The sequence below is a fragment of the Streptomyces sp. NPDC001393 genome, assembly GCF_053597455.1.
Genome location: NZ_JBSFIH010000020.1, coordinates 58,279 through 77,522 on the forward strand (window position 1 = coordinate 58,279; position 19,244 = coordinate 77,522).

The window sequence follows — 19,244 nt, forward strand, 5'->3', positions numbered from 1 at the left end:
GGTGTATGTCACCACGCTGGGAACCAAAGCCCGATATTCGCACCGGACGGCACGTCGCCTACAACCTGCATGCCCACTTGGTGTTCATCACGAAGTACCGGCGCGGCGTCTTCGATGACGCCATGCTGACGCGGTGCGAGGAGATCATGCGGGAGGTGTGCGACAAGTTCGAAGTGGAACTGAGGGAGTTCAACGGCGAGGCCGACCATGTGCACCTGCTGGTGCACTACCCACCCAAGGTCGCCCTGTCCAAGCTGATCAACAGCCTCAAAGGCGTCAGCTCCCGCTACCTGCGCGCCGAATACACCGGACGGGTCAACCGGATCGGCATGGGGTCCGTGTTCTGGTCCCGCTCCTACTTCGCAGGTTCCTGCGGCGGTGCACCGCTGACCGTAATACGGCAGTACATCGAGGAACAGAAGCGGCCTGTCTGACCGCCAGAGCGCAGGCGTAGAGAACTCCGGCGCTTCGCGCCGCCGCGTCAAGGATGCGTTTCCCTCCCCGGCTGAAGCCGGGGATACCCACGCAAGATCAACGGATGGAGCCATGACCGAACCGACGCGCATCCCCGCCCCCGACGGTGTGGCCCCCGCGGCCCAGTACAGCCACGTCGTCTCGGCGACCGGCCGCTTCGTCGCCGTCTCCGGCCAGCTCCCCTTGGACGGGAACGGCAAGCTGGTCGGCGAGGGCGACCCCGCGGCCCAGGCCCGCCAGGTCTTCGAGAACCTGGAGCGCTGCCTGGCCGCGGCCGGCGCCGGCTTCGAACACGTGGTGAAACTGACGTACTTCGTCACCGACACGGCCCACCTCCCGGCCATCCGCGCGGCCCGCGCGACCCACATACCCGACGACCGCCTCCCGGCGTCCTCCGCGGTCCAGGTGGCCGCCCTGGTGGCCCCGGAGTTCCTGATGGAGATCGAGGCACTCGCGGTGGTGAGCGACTAGGCGGGCAGGGGTTTCACCGTCAGGTGGCGGTCCTCCGGGATCCGGCCGGACGACCGCCCTCGTGCCCTGCGACGTCCCGGTCCGGCGGGCGCCGCACTAGGGTGCGCCCATGGACGAACCGCCGACGTATGTCCGCCCGATGGACCTCGCCGACTGCGACCGGGTCTCCGAGATCCGCATCCGTGGCTGGCAGCACGCCTATCGGGGACTGATGCCGCAGGCGTACCTCGACGGACTCGGCGTCGCCGCGGACGCCGAGCGGCGCCGGGCCCGGTTCGCCCAGGGGGACGGCTCCGTCGTCCACCTGGTCGCCGAGCGGGCGGGAGAGGTCCTCGGGTGGGCGGCGTTCGGGCCGTACCGGGACGGTGAAGTGCGCACGGCGGACGCGGAGTTGTACGCGATCTACGTGGATCCGGCGCACCTCGGCCGTGGGTGCGGAGGGGCGTTGCTGTCGGCGTCGGTCGAGCAGTGCTCCTCGTACCCCCGCGTCCTCCTGTGGGTCCTGAAGGAGAACGCCGCCGCCCGTCGCTTCTACGAGCGCGCCGGATTCCGGCCCGACGGCGCGGAGGAGCCCTTCGACGTGGACGGGGTGCCCGTGCCGGAGGTGCGCTATGTGAAGGAACTGACCGGCTGACCCCGGTCAGGTCACCTCCCTGGGCTCCGGGATCCGCGCCAGCGCCCGCACCGCCGCCTCCGCCAGAGCGGGGTGGGCCAGGGCCTCCTTCAGGACGCGGCGGGCGCGGGGGTCGCCGAGGGTGCCGAGGCCCTCGACGCAGGCCAGGGCGACGCGGCGGTAGGGGTCGTGCGGGCGCAGCCGGCGTTCGAGGGTGATGATCAGGGCGGGCACGGACTCGGGAGCGCGCAGGTCGGTCAGGAGCCGTACCGGGTGCAGGGCGTAGGCGACGCGGAGTTCGTTGGTGGCCAGGGCCGCGGCCGCGCGGGCGGTGCGGGGGTCGCCCAGGCGGGCGAGGGCATGGGCGGCGGAGGCGCAGCGCGGGGGGTCGCGGTGGTTGAGCAGGAGCACCAGGGACTCGAACGCGCGCCGGTCGCCGGCGAGGCCGAGCCGGAACGCGGCCAGTTCCCTGGCCCACAGCGGCTGTCCGGGCGCGGTGAGCACCTCCGCGAGTTCGTCGTGGTCCTCGGTTGCCCGCAGCCGGTCGAACGCCACCGAGCCGCGCGACTCCTGCCGTAAGCGCTCCGTGAGCGATCGCAACTCTTCGTCCACGAAGTCCAGCGTAGGCGGGTGGCCGGGCCTGAGGGAGCTACATCACAAACTCCGGCCGGACTCAGGTCTGGCGCGCTCGTTACCCGCGGGTTAAGCTCAGACGAGCGAGTTACCCACTCGCGCTTTCCGCTGGCGACGGTTTGGTGACGCAGCCGTAGCAAGCGAAGTCGGTTCGGTACGTACGTGTACCGCAGTACGACCCGGCTCCGGGACAGGGCCGGTCGGATTCCCTGCCGATTGCCGACCGCGGGCGTGTGCAACGCCCGTGGCACCCGGCAGCACCGGGCGTGTGCGCTCGCAGCCCGGCAACACCCGCATCCCTTTCCGCTCCGCGGTGCGCCCCTCGGCGCACCCGGCGCGTTCCTCGTCGTCACCCTCATTCCTGGAGTCCCGCGATGGCCACTCCCCTTTCCGACTCAAGCCTGTCCCCGCTCAAGACGATCGCCGTCGTCGGCCTCGGCACCATGGGCACCGGCATCACCGAGGTCCTCGCCAAGGCGGGCCGCGAGGTGATCGGCATCGACATCAGCGAGGCCCAGGCGGCGAAGTGCGTCGCCGCCCTGGAGGCCCGCACCGCCGGCTGCGTGGAGCGCGGCCGGCTCACCGAGCAGGAGCGCGCCGACGCCCTGGCCCGGGTCCGCACCACCACCGACATCGCGGCGGCCGCCGACGCCGACCTCGTCATCGAGGTGGCCCCGGAGTCGTACGAGGTCAAGCACCAGATCTTCCGCGAGCTGGACGGCGTCGTCCGCCCGGAGACGATCCTCGCGACCGGCACCAACGCCCTGTCCGTCACCCGCCTCGCCGCCGACTCGGCCCGCCCCGAGCGCGTGCTCGGCCTGCACTTCTTCAACCCGGCGCCCGCCATGAAGCTGGTCGAGATCGTCTCCTCGGTGCTGACCGCGCCGGGCGCCGTCGCCGCGGTCACGGATCTCGCGATCGAGCTGGGCAAGGAGCCGGTCGCGGTCGGCGACCGCCCCGGTTTCGTCGCGGACGGCCTGCTCTTCGGCTACCTCAACCAGGCCGCCGCGATGTACGAGGCCCGCTACGCCTCCCGCGAGGACATCGACGCGGCGATGCGGCTCGGGTGCGGCCTGCCGATGGGCCCGCTCGCGCTGCTGGACCTGATCGGCATCGACACCGCACGCACGGTCCTGGAGGCCATGTACGCCGAGTCCCACGACCGGCTGCACGCCCCGGCCCCGATCCTGAAGCAGCTCAGCGAGGCGGGCCTGACCGGCCGCAAGTCCGGGCGCGGCTTCTACACCTACGAGGCGCCGGGCAGCGCCACGGTCGTGCCGGACGCCCTGACCCCGGCGGCGGACGCTGCGACCGCTCAGGGGCGGGAGGTCCGGTCCGTCGGCGTCGCGGGCTCCGGCACCATGGCCTCCGGTATCGCCGAGGTCTTCGCCAAGGCGGGCTACGACGTCGTGCTGGCCGCCCGCAGCGAGGAGAAGGCCCAGGCCGCCAAGGCCCGGATCGGCAAGTCGCTTTCGCGCTCTGTCGACAAGGGCCGGCTGACCGCCGAGGCCGCCGCGCAGATCCTGGACCGGATCACCCCGGCCGGGTCCTACGACTTCTTCGCCGAGGTCGACCTGGCCGTCGAGGCGATCGCCGAGGACCTGCAGATCAAGCAGCAGCTGTTCGCCACGCTGGACAAGGTCTGCAAGCCCGGCGCGGTCCTCGCCACCACCACCTCCTCGCTGCCCGTCGTGGCCTGTGCCCGCGCCACCTCGCGCCCGCAGGACGTCATCGGCATGCACTTCTTCAATCCGGCCCCGGCGATGAAGCTGGTCGAGGTCGTGCGGACCGTGCTGACGGCCGACGACGTCCACGCGACCGTCCGCGAGGTCTGCGCGAAGATCAAGAAGCATGCGGTGGACTGCGGCGACCGGGCCGGCTTCATCGTGAACGCGCTGCTGTTCCCGTACCTGAACAACGCGATCAAGATGGTCGAGGAGCACTACGCGTCCCTGGACGACATCGACGCGGCGATGAAGCTCGGCGGCGGCTACCCGATGGGCCCCTTCGAGCTGCTGGACGTGGTCGGCCTGGACGTCTCGCTGGCCATCGAGAAGGTCCTGCACCGCGAGTTCCGCGACCCCGGCCTGGCCCCGGCCCCGCTGCTGGAGCACCTGGTGGCCGCGGGCTGCCTCGGCCGCAAGACCGGCCGTGGCTTCCGCGAGTATGCCCGCCGCTGACGGCGCCGGCGGCTGGTCGCACGCGGAGACGGACTGGGGCGGACTGCTCGGCCCCGCGGACGTGCCCCCGCCCTCCTGGGGCGGGGGTGGCTCCCGGGACGGGACAACCCCCTCACCCGCGCACCGAACTGCGCACATGCAGTACGTTCGGGTCATGTCCCAGCCCGCCAAGTCCTCACGTACACCAGCTACGCCCGACGCGCCGGAAAGTGCCGCAGGCAGTCGCGCCGCCGCCCAGCGGCTCAAGATGCGCCGGGAACTGGCGGCCGCAGCCATGGAGCTCTTCGCGACCAAGGGGTACGAGGCGACCACCGTCGACGAGATCGCAGCAGCCGCCGGGGTCGCCCGCCGCACCTTCTTCCGCCACTTCCGCTCCAAGGAAGAGGCGATCTTCCCGGACCACGACGACACGCTGATCCGTGCCGAGGCGGTGCTCAACGCCGCCCCCGCGCACGAGCACCCGCTCGACACCGTGTGCCGCGGCATCAAGGAAGTCATGAGGATGTACGCGGCCGCGCCGGAGATCTCGGTCGCCCGGTACAAGCTGACCCGCGAGGTGCCGACCCTCAGGGAGGCCGAGATCGCCTCTGTGGCCCGCTACGAGCGGCTCTTCACCCGCTACCTCCTCGGCCACTTCGACGAGCACGCGCACGCGGACGACGCCAACGACGACCCGCTGCTGGCCGAGGTGGCGGCCTCCGCCGTCGTCACCGCCCACAACCACGTCCTCAGGCGCTGGCTGCGGGCGGGCGGCCAGGGGGACGTCGAGGCCCAGCTGGACCACGCCTTCGCGATCGTGCGGAAGACGTTCGGCACCGGGATCGGGGCGGGGCGCGGCACGGCCCCGCGGCCGGCGGCCGCCACGGCCTCCGTGCAGGGCGAGGTGCTCGTGACGGTCGCCCACACCGACGCGCCGCTGCACGAGGTCATGCGTACCATCGAGCAGGCCCTCAAGGAGCGCTGAACCCGCGTTTCCGAGTGTTTCCGACTGTGACAACGGCCACCCCCCGGGTGGCCGTTTTTGCACGTCAGCGCACCTTTTCACCCTCTCTCGGGGCCGCATTCGATCGATCATCGCTCATCTGTCAAGTAAAGATTTCATCTGAGGGCAACATCTGGCACTCAGTGCCTTGCCACCTGACACGCGGTGTCATACGTTGAAGGTGTCCGGGCGGCCGGCGAGCAGAGACCATTCGCTCGCCGGCTGTCCCCAAGGGCTCATGGCCCGAGCGCCCGGACGCCTGCGTCACAGGCAACCTCCCGCGCCACAAAGCGCTGCCGAAGCACCACCCAGCCGAACCGACGGCACCTTCCAAAACCCTCAGCAGCACTCCCAGCAGCACCGACGAACCCTCAGCGCCCCTCCCTCAGGGCGCTCACCGCCGGAGGCAACACCGTGACCGTGAAGGACATCCTGGACGCGATCCAGTCGAAGGACGCCACGTCCGCCGACTTCGCCGCCCTGCCGCTCCCCGAGTCGTACCGTGCGATCACCGTCCACAAGGACGAGACGGAGATGTTCGCGGGCCTCACGACCCGCGACAAGGACCCGCGCAAGTCGATCCACCTCGACGAGGTCCCCGTGCCCGAGCTCGGCCCGGGCGAAGCCCTGGTGGCCGTCATGGCCTCCTCGGTCAACTACAACTCGGTGTGGACCTCGATCTTCGAGCCGCTGCCGACCTTCGGCTTCCTGGAGCGCTACGGCAAGCTCAGCGAGCTGACCAAGCGGCACGACCTGCCGTACCACATCATCGGCTCCGACCTCGCGGGCGTGGTGCTGCGCACCGGGCCGGGCGTCAACGCCTGGAAGCCCGGTGACGAAGTCGTCGCGCACTGTCTCTCCGTCGAGCTGGAGTCCTCCGACGGCCACAACGACACGATGCTCGACCCGGAGCAGCGCATCTGGGGCTTCGAGACCAACTTCGGCGGTCTCGCCGAGATCGCGCTCGTCAAGTCCAACCAGCTGATGCCGAAGCCGGCCCACCTCAGCTGGGAGGAGGCCGCGGCCCCGGGTCTGGTGAACTCCACCGCCTACCGCCAGCTGGTCTCCCGCAACGGCGCCGGTATGAAGCAGGGCGACAACGTGCTCATCTGGGGCGCGAGCGGCGGCCTCGGCAGTTACGCCACCCAGTTCGCCCTCGCCGGCGGCGCCACCCCGATCTGCGTGGTCTCCTCGCCGCAGAAGGCCGAGATCTGCCGCAAGATGGGCGCCGAGCTGATCATCGACCGCAGCGCCGAGGGCTACAAGTTCTGGAAGGACGAGCACACCCAGGACCCGAAGGAGTGGAAGCGCTTCGGCAAGCGCATCCGTGAACTCACCGGCGGCGAGGACGTCGACATCGTCTTCGAGCACCCCGGCCGCGAGACCTTCGGCGCCTCGGTCTACGTCACCCGCAAGGGCGGCACCATCGTCACCTGCGCCTCGACCTCCGGGTACAACCACGAGTACGACAACCGCTACCTGTGGATGTCCCTGAAGCGGATCATCGGCTCCCACTTCGCCAACTACCGCGAGGCCTGGGAGGCCAACCGCCTGATCGCCAAGGGCAAGATCCACCCGACCCTGTCGAAGGTGTACTCCCTGGAGGAGACCGGCCAGGCAGCGTACGACGTCCACCGCAACCTGCACCAGGGCAAGGTCGGCGTGCTCTGCCTCGCGCCCGAGGAAGGCCTCGGTGTGCGCGACGAGGCGATGCGGGCCCAGCACATCGACGCCATCAACCGCTTCCGGAACGTCTGAGGGCCATAGATGACAGAGCGTCATCCTTCGGACACCCGGAGGGAAAAGGACCGTCCGTGGCTCATGCGGACGTACGCCGGCCACTCCACGGCCGAGGCGTCCAACGAGCTGTACCGGCGCAACCTCGCCAAGGGCCAGACCGGTCTGTCGGTGGCGTTCGACCTGCCGACGCAGACCGGCTACGACCCCGACCACATCCTCGCCCGCGGCGAGGTCGGCCGGGTCGGCGTGCCCGTCGCGCACCTCGGTGACATGCGCCGGCTGTTCCAGGACATCCCGCTGGAGCAGATGAACACCTCGATGACGATCAACGCCACCGCCATGTGGCTGCTGGCGCTCTACCAGGTCGTCGCCGAGGAGCAGGGCGCGGACATCACCAAGCTCCAGGGCACGACCCAGAACGACATCGTCAAGGAGTACCTGTCCCGCGGGACCCACGTCTTCCCGCCGGGGCCGAGCCTCCGCCTGACGACGGACATGATCGCGTACACGGTCTCCCACATCCCGAAGTGGAACCCGATCAACATCTGCAGCTACCACCTGCAGGAGGCCGGGGCCACGCCGGTGCAGGAGATCGCGTACGCGATGTCCACCGCCATCGCCGTCCTCGACGCCGTCCGCGACTCCGGCCAGGTGCCGCAGGAGCGCATGGGTGACGTGGTCGCCCGCATCTCCTTCTTCGTGAACGCGGGCGTCCGCTTCATCGAGGAGATGTGCAAGATGCGGGCCTTCGGCCGCATCTGGGACAAGGTCACCCGCGAGCGGTACGGCATCGAGGACCCCAAGCAGCGCCGCTTCCGGTACGGCGTCCAGGTCAACTCCCTCGGCCTGACCGAGGCGCAGCCGGAGAACAACGTCCAGCGGATCGTGCTGGAGATGCTGGCGGTCACCCTCTCCAAGGACGCACGCGCGCGTGCCGTGCAGCTGCCGGCCTGGAACGAGGCCCTCGGCCTGCCCAGGCCCTGGGACCAGCAGTGGAGCCTGCGCATCCAGCAGGTGCTGGCGTACGAGAGCGACCTGCTGGAGTACGACGACATCTTCGAGGGCTCGAAGGTGATCGAGGCGAAGGTGGACCAGCTGGTCGCCGACTCCCTCGCGGAGATCGACCGCATCCAGGAGATGGGCGGCGCCATGGCCGCCGTGGAGTCCGGCTACCTGAAGTCGCAGCTGGTCGCCTCGCACGCCGAGCGCCGGGCCCGGATCGAGTCCGGCGAGGAGAAGATCATCGGTGTCAACGCCTTCGAGGGCACCGAGCCGAACCCGCTGACGGCCGACCTGGACACCGCGATCATGACGGTCGACCCGGCGGTCGAGGCCCGGGTCATCGCCTCGCTGCAGAACTGGCGCGACACGCGCTACCAGCCGCCCTTCAACCACCCGCGCCCCTGCAAGGCGCTGGAGCGGCTGAAGGAGGCCGCCAAGGGCACGGACAACCTGATGGAGGCCACGCTGGAGTGCGCCCGCGCCGGGGTCACGACCGGCGAGTGGGCCGGGGCCCTGCGCGAGGTGTTCGGCGAGTTCCGGGCGCCCACCGGGGTCTCCTCCGCACCGGTGGCCGTCGCCGCCGAGCCGGGCTCGGCGCTCGCCGAGGTGCGGGCCAAGGTGGACGCCACCGCCCGCGAGCTGGGCGTCGGCAAACTGCGCTTCCTGGTCGGCAAGCCGGGCCTGGACGGGCACTCCAACGGCGCCGAGCAGATCGCCGTACGCGCGCGTGACGCCGGCTTCGAGGTGGTCTACCAGGGCATCCGGCTGACGCCCGAACAGATCGTGGACGCCGCCCTCGCCGAGGACGTGCACGCCGTCGGCCTGTCGATCCTGTCCGGCTCGCACGCCCAGCTGGTGCCGGACGTACTCCAGCGGCTGCGTGTGGCCGGTGCCACAGATATACCCGTGATCGCTGGTGGCATCATCCCGAATGGTGACGCCGAGCAGCTCAGGGCCGCCGGAGTGGCCGCCGTCTTCACCCCGAAGGACTTCGACATCACCGGAATCATCGGCCGCATCGTCGACGAGATCCGGAAAGCGAACAAGCTCGACCCCCTGGAGGTCCCCGCATGACGACCGTCAACCGCCTTCGCCCGCGGCGCTCCTGCCTGGCCGTGCCGGGCAGCAACCCGCGCTTCCTGGAGAAGGCGCAGGGCCTCCCGGCGGACCAGGTCTTCCTGGACCTGGAGGACGCCTGCGCGCCCCTCGCCAAGCCCGAGGCGCGGCACACCATCGTCAAGTTCCTCAACGAGGGCGACTGGACGGGCAAGACGCGCGTCGTGCGCGTCAACGACTGGACGACCGAGTGGACGTACCGCGACGTCGTCACGGTCGTCGAGGGCGCCGGCCAGAACCTCGACTGCATCATGCTGCCGAAGGTCCAGAACGCCGAGCAGATCGTCGCGCTCGACCTGCTGCTGACCCAGATCGAGAAGACCATGGGCTTCGAGGTCGGCAAGATCGGCATCGAGGCGCAGATCGAGAACGCCCAGGGCCTGAACAACGTCAACGCGATCGCGCAGGCCTCCCCGCGCGTCGAGACCATCATCTTCGGCCCGGCCGACTTCATGGCCTCCATCAACATGAAGTCTCTCGTCGTGGGCGAGCAGCCGCCCGGCTACCCGGCGGACGCCTACCACTACATCCTGATGAAGATCCTGATGGCCGCTCGCGCGAACAACCTCCAGGCGATCGACGGCCCCTACCTGCAGATCCGCAACGTCGAGGGCTACCGCGAGGTCGCCCAGCGCGCCGCCGCCCTCGGCTTCGACGGCAAGTGGGTGCTGCACCCGGGCCAGGTCGAGGCGTCCAACGAGATCTTCTCGCCCTCCCAGGAGGACTACGACCACGCCGAGCTGATCCTGGACGCGTACGACTACTACACGTCCGAGGCGGGCGGCAAGAAGGGCTCCGCGATGCTCGGCGACGAGATGATCGACGAGGCCAGCCGCAAGATGGCCCTGGTCATCGCGGGCAAGGGCCGGGCCGCCGGCATGCAGCGCACGTCGAAGTTCGAGATCCCCGCCAGCTAAGGAGCCCTGAGCACGATGCAGTTCGGACGCACCTACGAGGAGTTCGAGGTCGGGGCGACGTACAAGCACTGGCCGGGCAAGACGGTCACGGAGTACGACGACCACCTGTTCTGTCTCCTCACCATGAACCACCACCCGCTCCACATGGACACCAACTATGCGGAGAAGACGACGGACTTCGGCAAGAACGTCGTCGTCGGGAACTACATCTACTCCCTCCTGCTCGGCATGAGCGTGCCGGACATCTCCGGCAAGGCGATCGCCAACCTGGAGATCGAGTCGCTCAAGCACGTGGCGCCGACCTTCCACGGCGACACGATCTACGGCGAGACGACCGTGCTGGACAAGTGGCCGTCGAAGTCGAAGAACGACCGCGGCATCGTCTACGTCGAGACCAAGGGCTACAAGCAGGACGGCACGCTCGTCTGCGTCTTCCGCCGCAAGGTCATGGTGCCCACCGAGACGTACATCAAGGAGCGCGGCGGCGAGCAGCCCGGCCGCCCGGAGCTGAAGCAGCAGGAGAAGTAAGCCATGGCCCGTCTCGCCCAGACCGCCGGTCTGACCGACGTCCAGCAGGAGATCCTCTCCACCGTCCGGGACTTTGTCGACAAGGAGATCATTCCTGTCGCGACCGAGCTGGAGCACCGCGACGAGTACCCGCAGCAGATCGTGGACGGCCTGAAGGAACTCGGCCTGTTCGGTCTGATGATCCCCGAGGAGTACGGCGGCCTGGGCGAGTCGCTGCTCACCTACGCGCTGTGCGTGGAGGAGATCGCCCGCGGCTGGATGTCGGTGTCCGGCATCATCAACACGCACTTCATCGTCGCGTACATGCTCAAGCAGCACGGCACGCAGGAGCAGAAGGACCACTTCCTGCCGCGCATGGCGGCCGGTGACATCCGGGGCGCCTTCTCGATGTCGGAGCCGGGTCTGGGCTCCGACGTGTCGGCGATCACCTCCAAGGCGGTCAGGGACGGCGACGAGTACGTCCTGAACGGCCAGAAGATGTGGCTGACGAACGGCGGCACGTCGTCCCTGGTGGCCGTCCTGGTCCGGAGTGACGAGGGTCACCCCGAGGGCACGGCCCCGCACAAGTCGATGACCACCTTCCTGATCGAGAAGGAGCCGGGCTTCGGCGAGGTCCGACCGGGTCTGACCATCCCCGGCAAGATCGAGAAGATGGGCTACAAGGGCGTCGACACCACCGAGCTGATCATGGACGGCCTGCGGCTGCCCGCCGATCGGGTGCTCGGCGGCGTCACCGGCCGAGGTTTTTACCAAATGATGGACGGCGTCGAGGTCGGCCGGGTCAACGTGGCGGCGCGTGGCTGTGGCGTCGCCCAGCGCGCCTTCGAGCTCGGCGTCCAGTACGCCCAGCAGCGGCACACCTTCGGCAAGCCGATCGCCCAGCACCAGGCCATCCAGTTCAAGCTGGCGGAGATGGCGACCAAGGTCGAGGCCGCCCATGCGATGATGGTCAACGCCGCGCGCAAGAAGGACTCCGGCGAGCGAAACGACCTCGAGGCCGGCATGGCGAAGTACCTGGCCTCCGAGTACTGCAAGGAGGTCGTGGAGGACGCCTTCCGGATCCACGGCGGCTACGGCTTCTCCAAGGAGTACGAGATCGAGCGCCTCTACCGGGAGGCCCCGATGCTGCTCATCGGTGAAGGTACCGCCGAGATCCAGAAAATGATCATCGGCCGCAGGCTGCTCGAAGAGTATCGATTCCAGGGCTGATTGTCCTGATACGGGGTGTTTTCTTCGAGAAGAAGATCACACCCCGTAGATACTCTTCGGCCGTCGACTCGGCAGCCTGGCTTGCCCAGTTGCAGCCCGCGACCGGTACGATCCCCGGAAAGCCGCCGTCCCCCGTCTTGCGCGGCATCATCCGCTACGAAGGTCATCCATGCCCCACAGCCAAACCTCTGCACCTCGCGACAGCCGGGCCGGCGTACGCCTCGCGCGCGGAGCATCGCCGTGGCTTCTCCCGACCGTCGCCACCGCAGCCCTCAGCCTGGTCCGCGCCCGCCGCTCCGGCGCGGCCAGGGCCGTGGCCGTGCCCGCCACCGCGCTCGCCGCGGGCATGCTGTGGTTCTTCCGCGACCCCGAGCGCGAGATCGGCTCCGGCCGGGTGATTTCGCCCGCCGACGGTGTGGTGCAGAGCATCATGCCGTGGAAGGACGGGCGCACCCGCGTCGCGATCTTCATGAGCCCGCTGAACGTCCACGTCAACCGCGCACCCCTCGCGGGCACGGTGACGTCCGTCGAGCACATCCCCGGCGGCTTTGTTCCGGCTTTCAACAAGGAGAGCGAGAACAACGAGCGCGTAGTCTGGCATTTCGACACCGAACTCGGCGACATCGAGATGATCCAGATCGCCGGCGCGGTGGCCCGCCGCATCGTCCCCTACATCCCTCAGGGCACGAAGGTCGAGCAGGGCGACCGTATCGGTCTGATCCGCTTCGGCTCGCGTGTCGACCTCTACCTGCCCGAGGGCGTGGAGGTCGCGGTCGAGGTCGGACAGAAGACCGTGGCTGGGGTGACTCGCATTGACCGTGATTGATCCGGAGACCCAGGCGGGCTGGGTGCCCGAGGCCGACGAGGTGGACGAAGAGGAGGAGATGCCCCTCTCTCTCCGTCTGTCGATAGCGGACACCCTCACTCTGGGCAACGCCACGTGCGGGTTCATGGCGGTGTACTTCACCACCACCGGCATCCTGATCCCGCATCTGACCGGGAACGACGAGTCCGCGGGCATGGCGCGGCACAGCGCCGCCACGGCCGTCATCCTGATGCTCTGCGCGGCCGTCTTCGACCTGTTCGACGGGCTGGTGGCACGCAAGCTGCGCTCCTCGCCCATGGGCGCCGAGCTGGACAACCTCTCCGACCTGATCAGCTTCGGGCTCGCGCCCGCGTACTTCGTCCTCGTCTACGGCATGGTCGCGGACGACGCGCACCAGAGAATGGCGGCGCTGGGGGCGATCGTGGTGCTGCTGGCAGTGGTGCTGAGACTGGCCCGCTTCAGTTGCGTGACGATGAAGGACGGCATGTTCCAGGGCATGCCCAGCCCGTTCGGGGCGCTGACGGTGGTCTCCATCGTCCTGCTGGAGCTGCCCTTCGTGGCGACGCTACTGGCGATCCTGGGGACGGCGTGGCTGATGGTGAGCCGGGTGGAGTACCCGAAGCCCAGGGGGCGCCTGGCCGGGGCCATGCTCACCTGGATCGTCCTGTCGATGGGCCTGCTGGCGGCCTGGGCCTTCGACGCCCCGAGCGGTCAGCTGCTCCTCCAGACGGGCTGTGCGCTGCAGCTGGTCATGGGAGCGGTGATTCCGTTGTTCGCCACGGCTCGGCGGGTGAACAACTTCCGCGACAACCGGCGTGAGGCGCGGGCGGCGCAGTTGCCGTAGCCCGGCGTTCAGCGGAGGGCCCCGGACCGTTGGCTGGTCCGGGGCCCTCCGCTTGTGCGGGCGACCTGGGGGCTCCGCCCCCAGACCCCCGGCTTGCCCACCACACCCACCCGACTCGGTTGGCTGAGAGGTGAAGCGACAAGACCACGTCCGCCCGGGACAGTGGCTCTCCAGCCGACCGAGACGGGTGGGTGGGTGGGTGGGAAACGGGTCCCTGGGGGCGGAGCCCCCAGGGACCTCAGCCCAGGTGGTCCTCAGCGATCTGCACGGCGACCCGCTCGAGAATCGGCCCCGCGTCCGCGATGCACTTGGCCACGTCCGGCTCGACGGAGGTCAACGGGTACGCCTGGGAGATCCCCGCCCCCCGCAGCGCCTCCGGCGACAGAGCCAGCCGCCCGCACACCGCGACCACCGGCTTCCCCGCCGCCCGCGCCGCCGCAGCGACACCCGCCGGCGCCTTCCCGTGCAGCGTCTGCTCGTCCAGTGACCCCTCACCGGTGATCACCAGCGAGGCCCGCTCCAGGGCGGGTGCGAAGCCCAGGACGTCCAGCATGACCTCGATACCGGGGCGGAAGCGGGCGCCCACCAGCAGGGCGCCGTAGCCGATGCCGCCCGCCGCGCCCGCGCCCGGCGACGCCGCGTACTGCGCCGCCCGCGGCCCGACCTCGGCCTCCAGCACCTTGGCGAAGTGGGCGAGGGACGCGTCCAGGGTGTCCACGTCGTCCGGCGAGGCGCCCTTCTGCGGGCCGTACACCGCGGGCGCGCCCTTCGGCCCGGTCAGCGGGTTGTCGACGTCGCTGGCGAGCACCAGCTCCACGGACGACAGCCGCGCGTCCAGGCCGGACAGATCCGCACGCGCCAGGTCGGCCAGTCCCCCGCCGCCCGGCGTCACCGGCTCGCCGTCCTCGTTCAGGAACCGGGCACCCAGCGCGGCCAGCATGCCCGCGCCGCCGTCCGTCGTGGCGCTGCCGCCGACGCCGAACACGATCGTGCGGGCCCCCGCGTCCAGCGCGGCCCGCAGCAGCTCTCCGGAGCCGTACGTGGAGGCCGTCAGGGGCGCGAAGACGCCGGCCGGGAGGCGCTGGAGGCCGCTCGCCTCGGCCATCTCCACGACCGCGGTCTCACCGCGCAGCGCGAACGCGGCGGTCACCTCCTGGCCCAGCGGCCCGGCGACCCGTACCTCACGGCGCTCGAAACCGGCCGCGACTGCCGCGTCCACGGTCCCGTCGCCGCCGTCGGCCACGGGCAGCGCCTCGACGTGAAGGTCCGGCACCACCCGGTGCAGCCCGGCCGTCACCCGCTCGGCGACCTGCACGGCCGTCAGCGAGCCCTTGAACTTGTCCGCGGCGATGAGCACCCGACGGGTCTCGTTCACTGCAGCGTCCGCCACCTTGCTTTCCCCTTGCTCTCCGGGCCCCGCGCACGTCAGGGCCAGTCGCGCCGCTGCGACCTTAACCGGAGGAGACCCCCGTCGTCATGCCCCGACCGAAGGCTGGGAAGCCGCTGAGAGGCGGCTGGGGAAAACGGGTACACCGCAGCCATGAGCACCACAGGACCGGACCTCGCCGACCGCGTCCACGGCGGCTGGCTCGGCCGGATCGCGGGCAACATGCTCGGCAAGCCGGTGGAGCAGGGCGAGGTGTGGACCCGCGAGCGCATCGACCGCTATCTGCGCCAGGCCGAGGCGCTGCCGCTCACCGACTACCTGCCCGAGCCCGCCGACCCGGCCGACACCGCCGTACTGCGCCCGGAGTGGCGGCAGTGCGTGCGCGGCCGGATCCACGGCAGCGTGCGCGACGACGACGTGGACTACGCGATCCTCGGCCTGCACCTGCTGGAGACCTGCGGCTTCGGCTTCAGCACCGAGCAGGTGGGCGAGCTGTGGCTGCTGCGGCTGCCGTATCTGCAGACCTTCACCGCGGAACGGGCGGCGTACCGCAATCTCGCGAACGGGCTGAAGCCGCCCCTGACGGCGACGTACGACAACCCGTACCAGGAGTGGATCGGCGCGCTGATCCGCGCCGACGTCCACGGCTGGACCCGCCCCGGCGACCCGGTGGCCGCCGCCGGTCTCGCCCGCCGGGACGCGGTGCTGTCGCACACCGGCAACGGCGTCTACGGCGCCATGTGGGCGGCCGCGCTGATCGCGGCGGCGTTCACCGCGCCGACCGTGCGGGACGCCCTGGAGAGCGCGCTCGGCGTGATCCCGGCGAGCAGCAGGCTCGCCCGTACCGTACGACGGGTCATGACGCTGCACGAGACGCGGCTGCCGTGGGAGGAGACCCTGGCCACGCTGGCCGCGGAGACCGCCGGGCTCGGCTGGATCCACACCGTCCCGAACGCCGCCGTCCTCACCGCCGGGCTGCTGTACGGCGACGGCGACTTCACCCGGACCGTCGCCCTGACCGTGCGCGGCGGTCTGGACACCGACTCCAACGGGGCGACGGCCGGCTCGGTGGCCGGGGTGCGCACGGGCGCGGACGCGATCCCCGCCCGGTGGAAGGACCCGCTTGAGGACACGACCCGGAGCGCGGTGTTCGGCTTCGACGGCGTACGGATCAGTGCGCTGGCCGAACGCACCCTGCGCCTGGCGACGGCCGCCCCGTAGCCGTACGGCGGCTGGTTACCCTTCCTGAATGACCACGACTGGTGACTTCGCCGCGTACATCGCGAGCCTGCCCCGGGTCCTCGCCGGTGCCGCCGCGCTCTTCCGGGACGCCGAGGGGCGGGTGCTGCTGGTCGAGCCCAACTACCGCGAGGGCTGGGCGCTTCCGGGCGGCACGATCGAGTCGGACGACGGCGAGACCCCGCGCCAGGGCGCGCGCCGCGAGACGCTGGAGGAGATCGGGCTCGACCGGGAGCCGGGCCGGCTGCTGGCGGTGGACTGGGTGCACGGCGCGGGCAGGCCGCCGCTGGTGGCGTACCTGTACGACGGCGGTGTGCTGACGGACGCCGACCTCAAGGCCATCCGCCTTCAGGAGGAGGAGCTGCTGTCCTGGCGCCTGGTCGCCCGGGAGGAGATCACCGGCCTTCTCCCGGGCGCCCTCGGCCGCCGCGTCCTCGCCGCCCTCGACGTCCTCACCGCCGGCTCCGGCACGGCGGAACTGGAGAACGGCCACCCGGTCGCCTGACGTGGCCCGGCCGTCCCCTCAGGGCACCATCGAGGCGCTCCCGGCGCTCTCCGCACCCCGGTGATCGGACCGCAGCTCGAACCAGATGGTCTTGCCGGTGGCCGTCCGCGTGCTGCCCCAGGCGTCCGCGAGCAGGTCGAGGAGTTCCGTCCCGCGCCCGCCCTCCGCGTCCGTGTCGGCGGCTCTGCGCAGCGGGCCCGCGCTCTCGGTGTCCTCGACCTCGCACGCCAGCCGGGAGCCGCGCACCCGCAGGTTGAGCCTGAGCGGCCCGCGGGTGTGCCGCAGGGCATTGGTGACCACCTCGCTGACCAGGAGCTCGGCGGTGTCGGCCAGGTCGGCCAGGGCCCAGTCGCTCAGCTGGGCGGTCACCAGCCGCCGGGCTCGGCCCGCCGAGGTCAGGTCCCGCGGCAGGGGCCAGGAGGCGTCCCAGACCGTGGCGCGGCCACGGGGGGCGTCCAGCGGCCGTAGGGGGGCGAGCGCACGGGACCACAGGGCCCACTGCCGGGTGCCCCAGGAGAGGGTGGCGTGGGGGGCCACAGGAATCAGTCCCTTCTGAGCCGGCCATGCATGTAGCAGTCGCTACACCTCAAATATAGACGTAGCGGGTGCTACGGTAAAGGCCCGACCAAAAGTTCTTAACGGACATAAAACCCTGAGCCTGCTGCCCTACCGCCTCCAGGAGCCTTCATGCCCAGGCCGCCCGACCCGGCCAAGCGACGCAAGTTGCTCGGCCAGGTCCGCGCATATGTCATCCGCCACGGGCTGACGGACCTCTCCCTGCGGCCCCTGGCCCGTGCGCTCGGCACCAGCGACCGCATGCTCCTGTACTACTTCGGCTCCAAGGAACGGCTGGTCGCCGAGGCCCTCGCCGGTTACGAGCGCCGCCCCCTGCTGCGCGTCCGCGAGCTGCTTCAGACCTTCGGGGCACCGAGGGACGCGGCGGGGCTGCGCCGTTTCATGGAAGCGGTGTGGCACCAGTTCGGCGAACCCGACGTCCGCGCCACCCTCCCCCTCTATCTGGAGATCATGAGCGCCAGCGTGCTTCACCCGGACCGGTACGGGCCCGTCCTGTACGACATCGTCACCGAGTGGACGGACCTGTTCACCTCCGTCTTCCGTGATCTCGGCATGGACCAGGACCGGGCCCGCACGCAGGCCGCCCTGCTGACCGACGCCTCCTTCGGCCTCGTCATCGCCCCGCTGGCGAACGGCCACTGGGACCGGGCGGACAAGGCCTTCCACGCCCTCCTCGACATCCTGGAACCCGGGTGGCGGGCCGCAGCGCGACGGTGACCGGGGGCCGCCCCCGATATCCGCTCGCTCCGATCCGGACGGGCGTCCTACTCTCGGCCCATGGACGGCCTCTCCTTGCCCTCCTCAGTGGCGCAGGTGTCTGTAAGCACTTGTTTTGGCTCCAGTGATCCGGGGCAGCGCCGTCGCTTTTGCAGGAAACACCGGTGGAGTCCGCCGATCTTGCTGGTCAGGGTCGGGGGATGAGTACTCGCACCTTCCGTATCACCGTCCGCGGTGTCTTCGACGGGCTCAGCACCGACCAGCGTGCCGAACTCCTGGCCCGCGCCGCAGAGCACGATGTCCTGCGCGCGGCCTTCACACCCGAGGGGCACCTCAGTTACGACCTGACGGCGCGATCCGCCTTCACCTTCCGTTTCCTGGATTCCGGAGAGGAAGAGGAGGACATCCTGGAGGCGTCCGAACGCGCCGAAGAGGCGGCGAACGCGTGGCTGACCGAGCGCGGCTACGGCTACAAGAACCTCAGGTCGCAGGCCGAGGACCTCTCTCAGGCGCCACTGAGCAAACGGCAGCGCCGCGCCGCAGCCCAGAAGAACCCCTGAATCCTCCAGCCGCACGGTCTTGCCCAGCCGTCGAGCGTTCCTCGCCACGCGATCCTGGCCGGGCAGTGCTCGTCCCGGTGAGCATCACAGCGGGGAGACGGCGCTCAGGCCTACGCCTCGGTCGCGGGACCCCGGTACTTCAAGCTCCTTTCAAGGACTCCGTCCGGCCATCAACTAAACAAATCCTTGACTGCTCAAGCCCCTGATATGCTTGAGCAGTCAAGGAGGTAGCAATGAGTGATGCACTGGACGCGTCGCTGCGTCTCGTGAGGGCCCAGACGGCCCTGGTGAAGCGGTTCGACGCGAGTCTGGGAGGGCTGCACGGGGTGAGCCTGGCCGACTTCACGACGCTGCTGCGTCTGGGGCAGGCACCCGGCGGCCGGATGCGCCGGGTGGACCTGGCCGAGGCGCTGGGTCTGACTGCCTCCGGGGTGACCCGGGGGCTGGCGCCACTGGAGCGGATCGGGCTGGTGACGCGCGAGACGGACGCCCGTGACGGCCGGGTGGCCTACGCAGCACTGACCGACACCGGCCGGGCACGCCTGACGGACATGCTCGCCACGGCCGAGCAGATCGCCGCCGAGATCTTCGCCACGCCCCCGTGGACCAAGGAGGACATCGGCCAGATGTCCGCGCTGCTGACGCGCCTGGGCGGCACCGGCCTGCCCGGCCACACCCCCACCCCATGACTCCCGGCACGCCTCCCGACGGATACCTCATCCGCA

General features: G+C 70.2%; 20 protein-coding genes. 17 read left to right on the plus strand and 3 right to left on the minus strand.

Annotation, left to right across the window (positions count from 1 at the left end; translation table 11 throughout):
- Positions 1-5 precede the first annotated feature (5 nt).
- The 3 genes from tnpA to ACWC2T_RS22120 all read left to right on the plus strand — a co-directional run bounded on the left by tnpA (position 6) and on the right by ACWC2T_RS22120 (position 1,579).
- Positions 6-434, plus strand: coding sequence for an IS200/IS605 family transposase (gene tnpA, locus ACWC2T_RS22110; RefSeq protein ID WP_450672047.1), 429 nt, complete (start codon positions 6-8; stop codon positions 432-434).
- Positions 435-546: 112 nt separating this feature from the next.
- Positions 547-945, plus strand: coding sequence for a RidA family protein (locus ACWC2T_RS22115; protein ID WP_351214829.1), 399 nt, complete (start codon positions 547-549; stop codon positions 943-945).
- Positions 946-1,054: 109 nt separating this feature from the next.
- A complete protein-coding gene (locus ACWC2T_RS22120) occupies positions 1,055-1,579 on the plus strand; it encodes an N-acetyltransferase family protein (protein ID WP_450672048.1) in 525 nt (174 codons plus the stop codon).
- A 6-nt stretch (positions 1,580-1,585) separates the two neighbouring features.
- Here ACWC2T_RS22120 and ACWC2T_RS22125 read toward each other — a convergent pair whose 3' ends face one another.
- A complete protein-coding gene (locus ACWC2T_RS22125; RefSeq protein ID WP_450672049.1) occupies positions 1,586-2,170 on the minus strand; it encodes an adenylosuccinate lyase in 585 nt (194 codons plus the stop codon).
- A 395-nt stretch (positions 2,171-2,565) separates the two neighbouring features.
- On the opposite strand from ACWC2T_RS22125, the gene ACWC2T_RS22130 reads away from it, so the two are divergent.
- From ACWC2T_RS22130 to pssA, 9 genes are all read left to right on the plus strand, one after another.
- On the plus strand, positions 2,566-4,371 hold the full coding sequence (locus ACWC2T_RS22130; RefSeq protein WP_450672050.1) for a 3-hydroxyacyl-CoA dehydrogenase family protein: 1,806 nt from the start codon (positions 2,566-2,568) through the stop codon (positions 4,369-4,371).
- A gap of 154 nt (positions 4,372-4,525) precedes the next feature.
- Positions 4,526-5,335, plus strand: coding sequence for a TetR family transcriptional regulator (locus ACWC2T_RS22135; protein ID WP_351214837.1), 810 nt, complete (start codon positions 4,526-4,528; stop codon positions 5,333-5,335).
- A 438-nt stretch (positions 5,336-5,773) separates the two neighbouring features.
- On the plus strand, positions 5,774-7,111 hold the full coding sequence (gene ccrA / locus ACWC2T_RS22140; RefSeq protein ID WP_450672113.1) for a crotonyl-CoA carboxylase/reductase: 1,338 nt from the start codon (positions 5,774-5,776) through the stop codon (positions 7,109-7,111).
- Positions 7,112-7,120: 9 nt separating this feature from the next.
- Positions 7,121-9,169, plus strand: a complete 2,049-nt coding sequence (locus ACWC2T_RS22145; protein ID WP_450672051.1) for a protein meaA — start codon at positions 7,121-7,123, stop codon at positions 9,167-9,169.
- A complete protein-coding gene (locus tag ACWC2T_RS22150; RefSeq protein WP_450672052.1) occupies positions 9,166-10,128 on the plus strand; it encodes an HpcH/HpaI aldolase/citrate lyase family protein in 963 nt (320 codons plus the stop codon). The genes ACWC2T_RS22145 and ACWC2T_RS22150 overlap by 4 nt, the downstream gene beginning before the upstream one ends.
- A gap of 15 nt (positions 10,129-10,143) precedes the next feature.
- Entirely contained in the window at positions 10,144-10,656 is a 513-nt protein-coding gene (locus ACWC2T_RS22155; RefSeq protein WP_019757884.1) for a MaoC family dehydratase, read from the plus strand.
- A 3-nt stretch (positions 10,657-10,659) separates the two neighbouring features.
- Complete coding sequence (locus ACWC2T_RS22160; protein WP_208897819.1) at positions 10,660-11,865, plus strand: acyl-CoA dehydrogenase family protein; 1,206 nt, start codon at positions 10,660-10,662, stop codon at positions 11,863-11,865.
- A 169-nt stretch (positions 11,866-12,034) separates the two neighbouring features.
- On the plus strand, positions 12,035-12,691 hold the full coding sequence (locus ACWC2T_RS22165; protein WP_450672053.1) for a phosphatidylserine decarboxylase: 657 nt from the start codon (positions 12,035-12,037) through the stop codon (positions 12,689-12,691).
- Between the two features lie 22 nt (positions 12,692-12,713).
- Entirely contained in the window at positions 12,714-13,535 is an 822-nt protein-coding gene (pssA, locus tag ACWC2T_RS22170; protein ID WP_450672114.1) for a CDP-diacylglycerol--serine O-phosphatidyltransferase, read from the plus strand.
- 238 nt (positions 13,536-13,773) lie between these two features.
- On the opposite strand, the gene ACWC2T_RS22175 is transcribed toward pssA, so the two are convergent.
- Entirely contained in the window at positions 13,774-14,910 is a 1,137-nt protein-coding gene (locus ACWC2T_RS22175) for a glycerate kinase (protein WP_450672054.1), read from the minus strand.
- Between the two features lie 165 nt (positions 14,911-15,075).
- Here ACWC2T_RS22175 and ACWC2T_RS22180 point away from each other — a divergent pair, with 165 nt between their 5' ends.
- Together ACWC2T_RS22180 and ACWC2T_RS22185 are read left to right on the plus strand one after the other, a co-directional pair.
- Positions 15,076-16,143, plus strand: a complete 1,068-nt coding sequence (locus ACWC2T_RS22180) for an ADP-ribosylglycohydrolase family protein (protein WP_450672055.1) — start codon at positions 15,076-15,078, stop codon at positions 16,141-16,143.
- 28 nt (positions 16,144-16,171) lie between these two features.
- Positions 16,172-16,666 carry an NUDIX domain-containing protein gene (locus ACWC2T_RS22185; protein WP_450672056.1) on the plus strand — a complete coding sequence of 165 codons (495 nt, stop codon included), beginning with the start codon at positions 16,172-16,174 and terminating at the stop codon, positions 16,664-16,666.
- An 18-nt stretch (positions 16,667-16,684) separates the two neighbouring features.
- On the opposite strand, the gene ACWC2T_RS22190 is transcribed toward ACWC2T_RS22185, so the two are convergent.
- Positions 16,685-17,212: an ATP-binding protein gene (locus ACWC2T_RS22190; RefSeq protein WP_450672115.1), complete on the minus strand. Its 528-nt coding sequence runs from the start codon at positions 17,210-17,212 to the stop codon at positions 16,685-16,687.
- Positions 17,213-17,353: 141 nt separating this feature from the next.
- Here ACWC2T_RS22190 and ACWC2T_RS22195 point away from each other — a divergent pair, with 141 nt between their 5' ends.
- From ACWC2T_RS22195 to ACWC2T_RS22205, 3 genes are all read left to right on the plus strand, one after another.
- Positions 17,354-17,959, plus strand: a complete 606-nt coding sequence (locus tag ACWC2T_RS22195) for a TetR/AcrR family transcriptional regulator (RefSeq protein ID WP_450672057.1) — start codon at positions 17,354-17,356, stop codon at positions 17,957-17,959.
- A gap of 200 nt (positions 17,960-18,159) precedes the next feature.
- The gene (locus ACWC2T_RS22200) at positions 18,160-18,519 is read left to right on the plus strand and encodes a DUF6204 family protein (protein WP_450672058.1); all 360 of its coding nucleotides are present in this window, start codon (positions 18,160-18,162) and stop codon (positions 18,517-18,519) included.
- Positions 18,520-18,752: 233 nt separating this feature from the next.
- Positions 18,753-19,208 carry a MarR family winged helix-turn-helix transcriptional regulator gene (locus ACWC2T_RS22205; RefSeq protein ID WP_450672059.1) on the plus strand — a complete coding sequence of 152 codons (456 nt, stop codon included), beginning with the start codon at positions 18,753-18,755 and terminating at the stop codon, positions 19,206-19,208.
- Positions 19,209-19,244: the final 36 nt, after the last annotated feature.

Excerpts from the sequence above, each read along its gene's own strand:
- ACWC2T_RS22130 (WP_450672050.1), top strand. The coding sequence starts at position 2,566 with ATGGCCACTCCCCTTTCCGACTCAAGCCTGTCCCCGCTCAAGACGATC.
- tnpA (WP_450672047.1), top strand. The coding sequence starts at position 6 with ATGTCACCACGCTGGGAACCAAAGCCCGATATTCGCACCGGACGGCAC.
- ACWC2T_RS22120 (WP_450672048.1), top strand. The coding sequence starts at position 1,055 with ATGGACGAACCGCCGACGTATGTCCGCCCGATGGACCTCGCCGACTGC.
- ACWC2T_RS22150 (WP_450672052.1), top strand. The coding sequence starts at position 9,166 with ATGACGACCGTCAACCGCCTTCGCCCGCGGCGCTCCTGCCTGGCCGTG.
- ACWC2T_RS22180 (WP_450672055.1), top strand. The coding sequence starts at position 15,076 with ATGAGCACCACAGGACCGGACCTCGCCGACCGCGTCCACGGCGGCTGG.
- ACWC2T_RS22165 (WP_450672053.1), top strand. The coding sequence starts at position 12,035 with ATGCCCCACAGCCAAACCTCTGCACCTCGCGACAGCCGGGCCGGCGTA.
- ACWC2T_RS22160 (WP_208897819.1), top strand. The coding sequence starts at position 10,660 with ATGGCCCGTCTCGCCCAGACCGCCGGTCTGACCGACGTCCAGCAGGAG.
- ACWC2T_RS22155 (WP_019757884.1), top strand. The coding sequence starts at position 10,144 with ATGCAGTTCGGACGCACCTACGAGGAGTTCGAGGTCGGGGCGACGTAC.
- ACWC2T_RS22135 (WP_351214837.1), top strand. The coding sequence starts at position 4,526 with ATGTCCCAGCCCGCCAAGTCCTCACGTACACCAGCTACGCCCGACGCG.
- ACWC2T_RS22185 (WP_450672056.1), top strand. The coding sequence starts at position 16,172 with ATGACCACGACTGGTGACTTCGCCGCGTACATCGCGAGCCTGCCCCGG.
- ACWC2T_RS22115 (WP_351214829.1), top strand. The coding sequence starts at position 547 with ATGACCGAACCGACGCGCATCCCCGCCCCCGACGGTGTGGCCCCCGCG.
- ACWC2T_RS22200 (WP_450672058.1), top strand. The coding sequence starts at position 18,160 with ATGAGTACTCGCACCTTCCGTATCACCGTCCGCGGTGTCTTCGACGGG.
- ACWC2T_RS22205 (WP_450672059.1), top strand. The coding sequence starts at position 18,753 with ATGAGTGATGCACTGGACGCGTCGCTGCGTCTCGTGAGGGCCCAGACG.
- ACWC2T_RS22145 (WP_450672051.1), top strand. The coding sequence starts at position 7,121 with ATGACAGAGCGTCATCCTTCGGACACCCGGAGGGAAAAGGACCGTCCG.
- ACWC2T_RS22195 (WP_450672057.1), top strand. The coding sequence starts at position 17,354 with ATGCCCAGGCCGCCCGACCCGGCCAAGCGACGCAAGTTGCTCGGCCAG.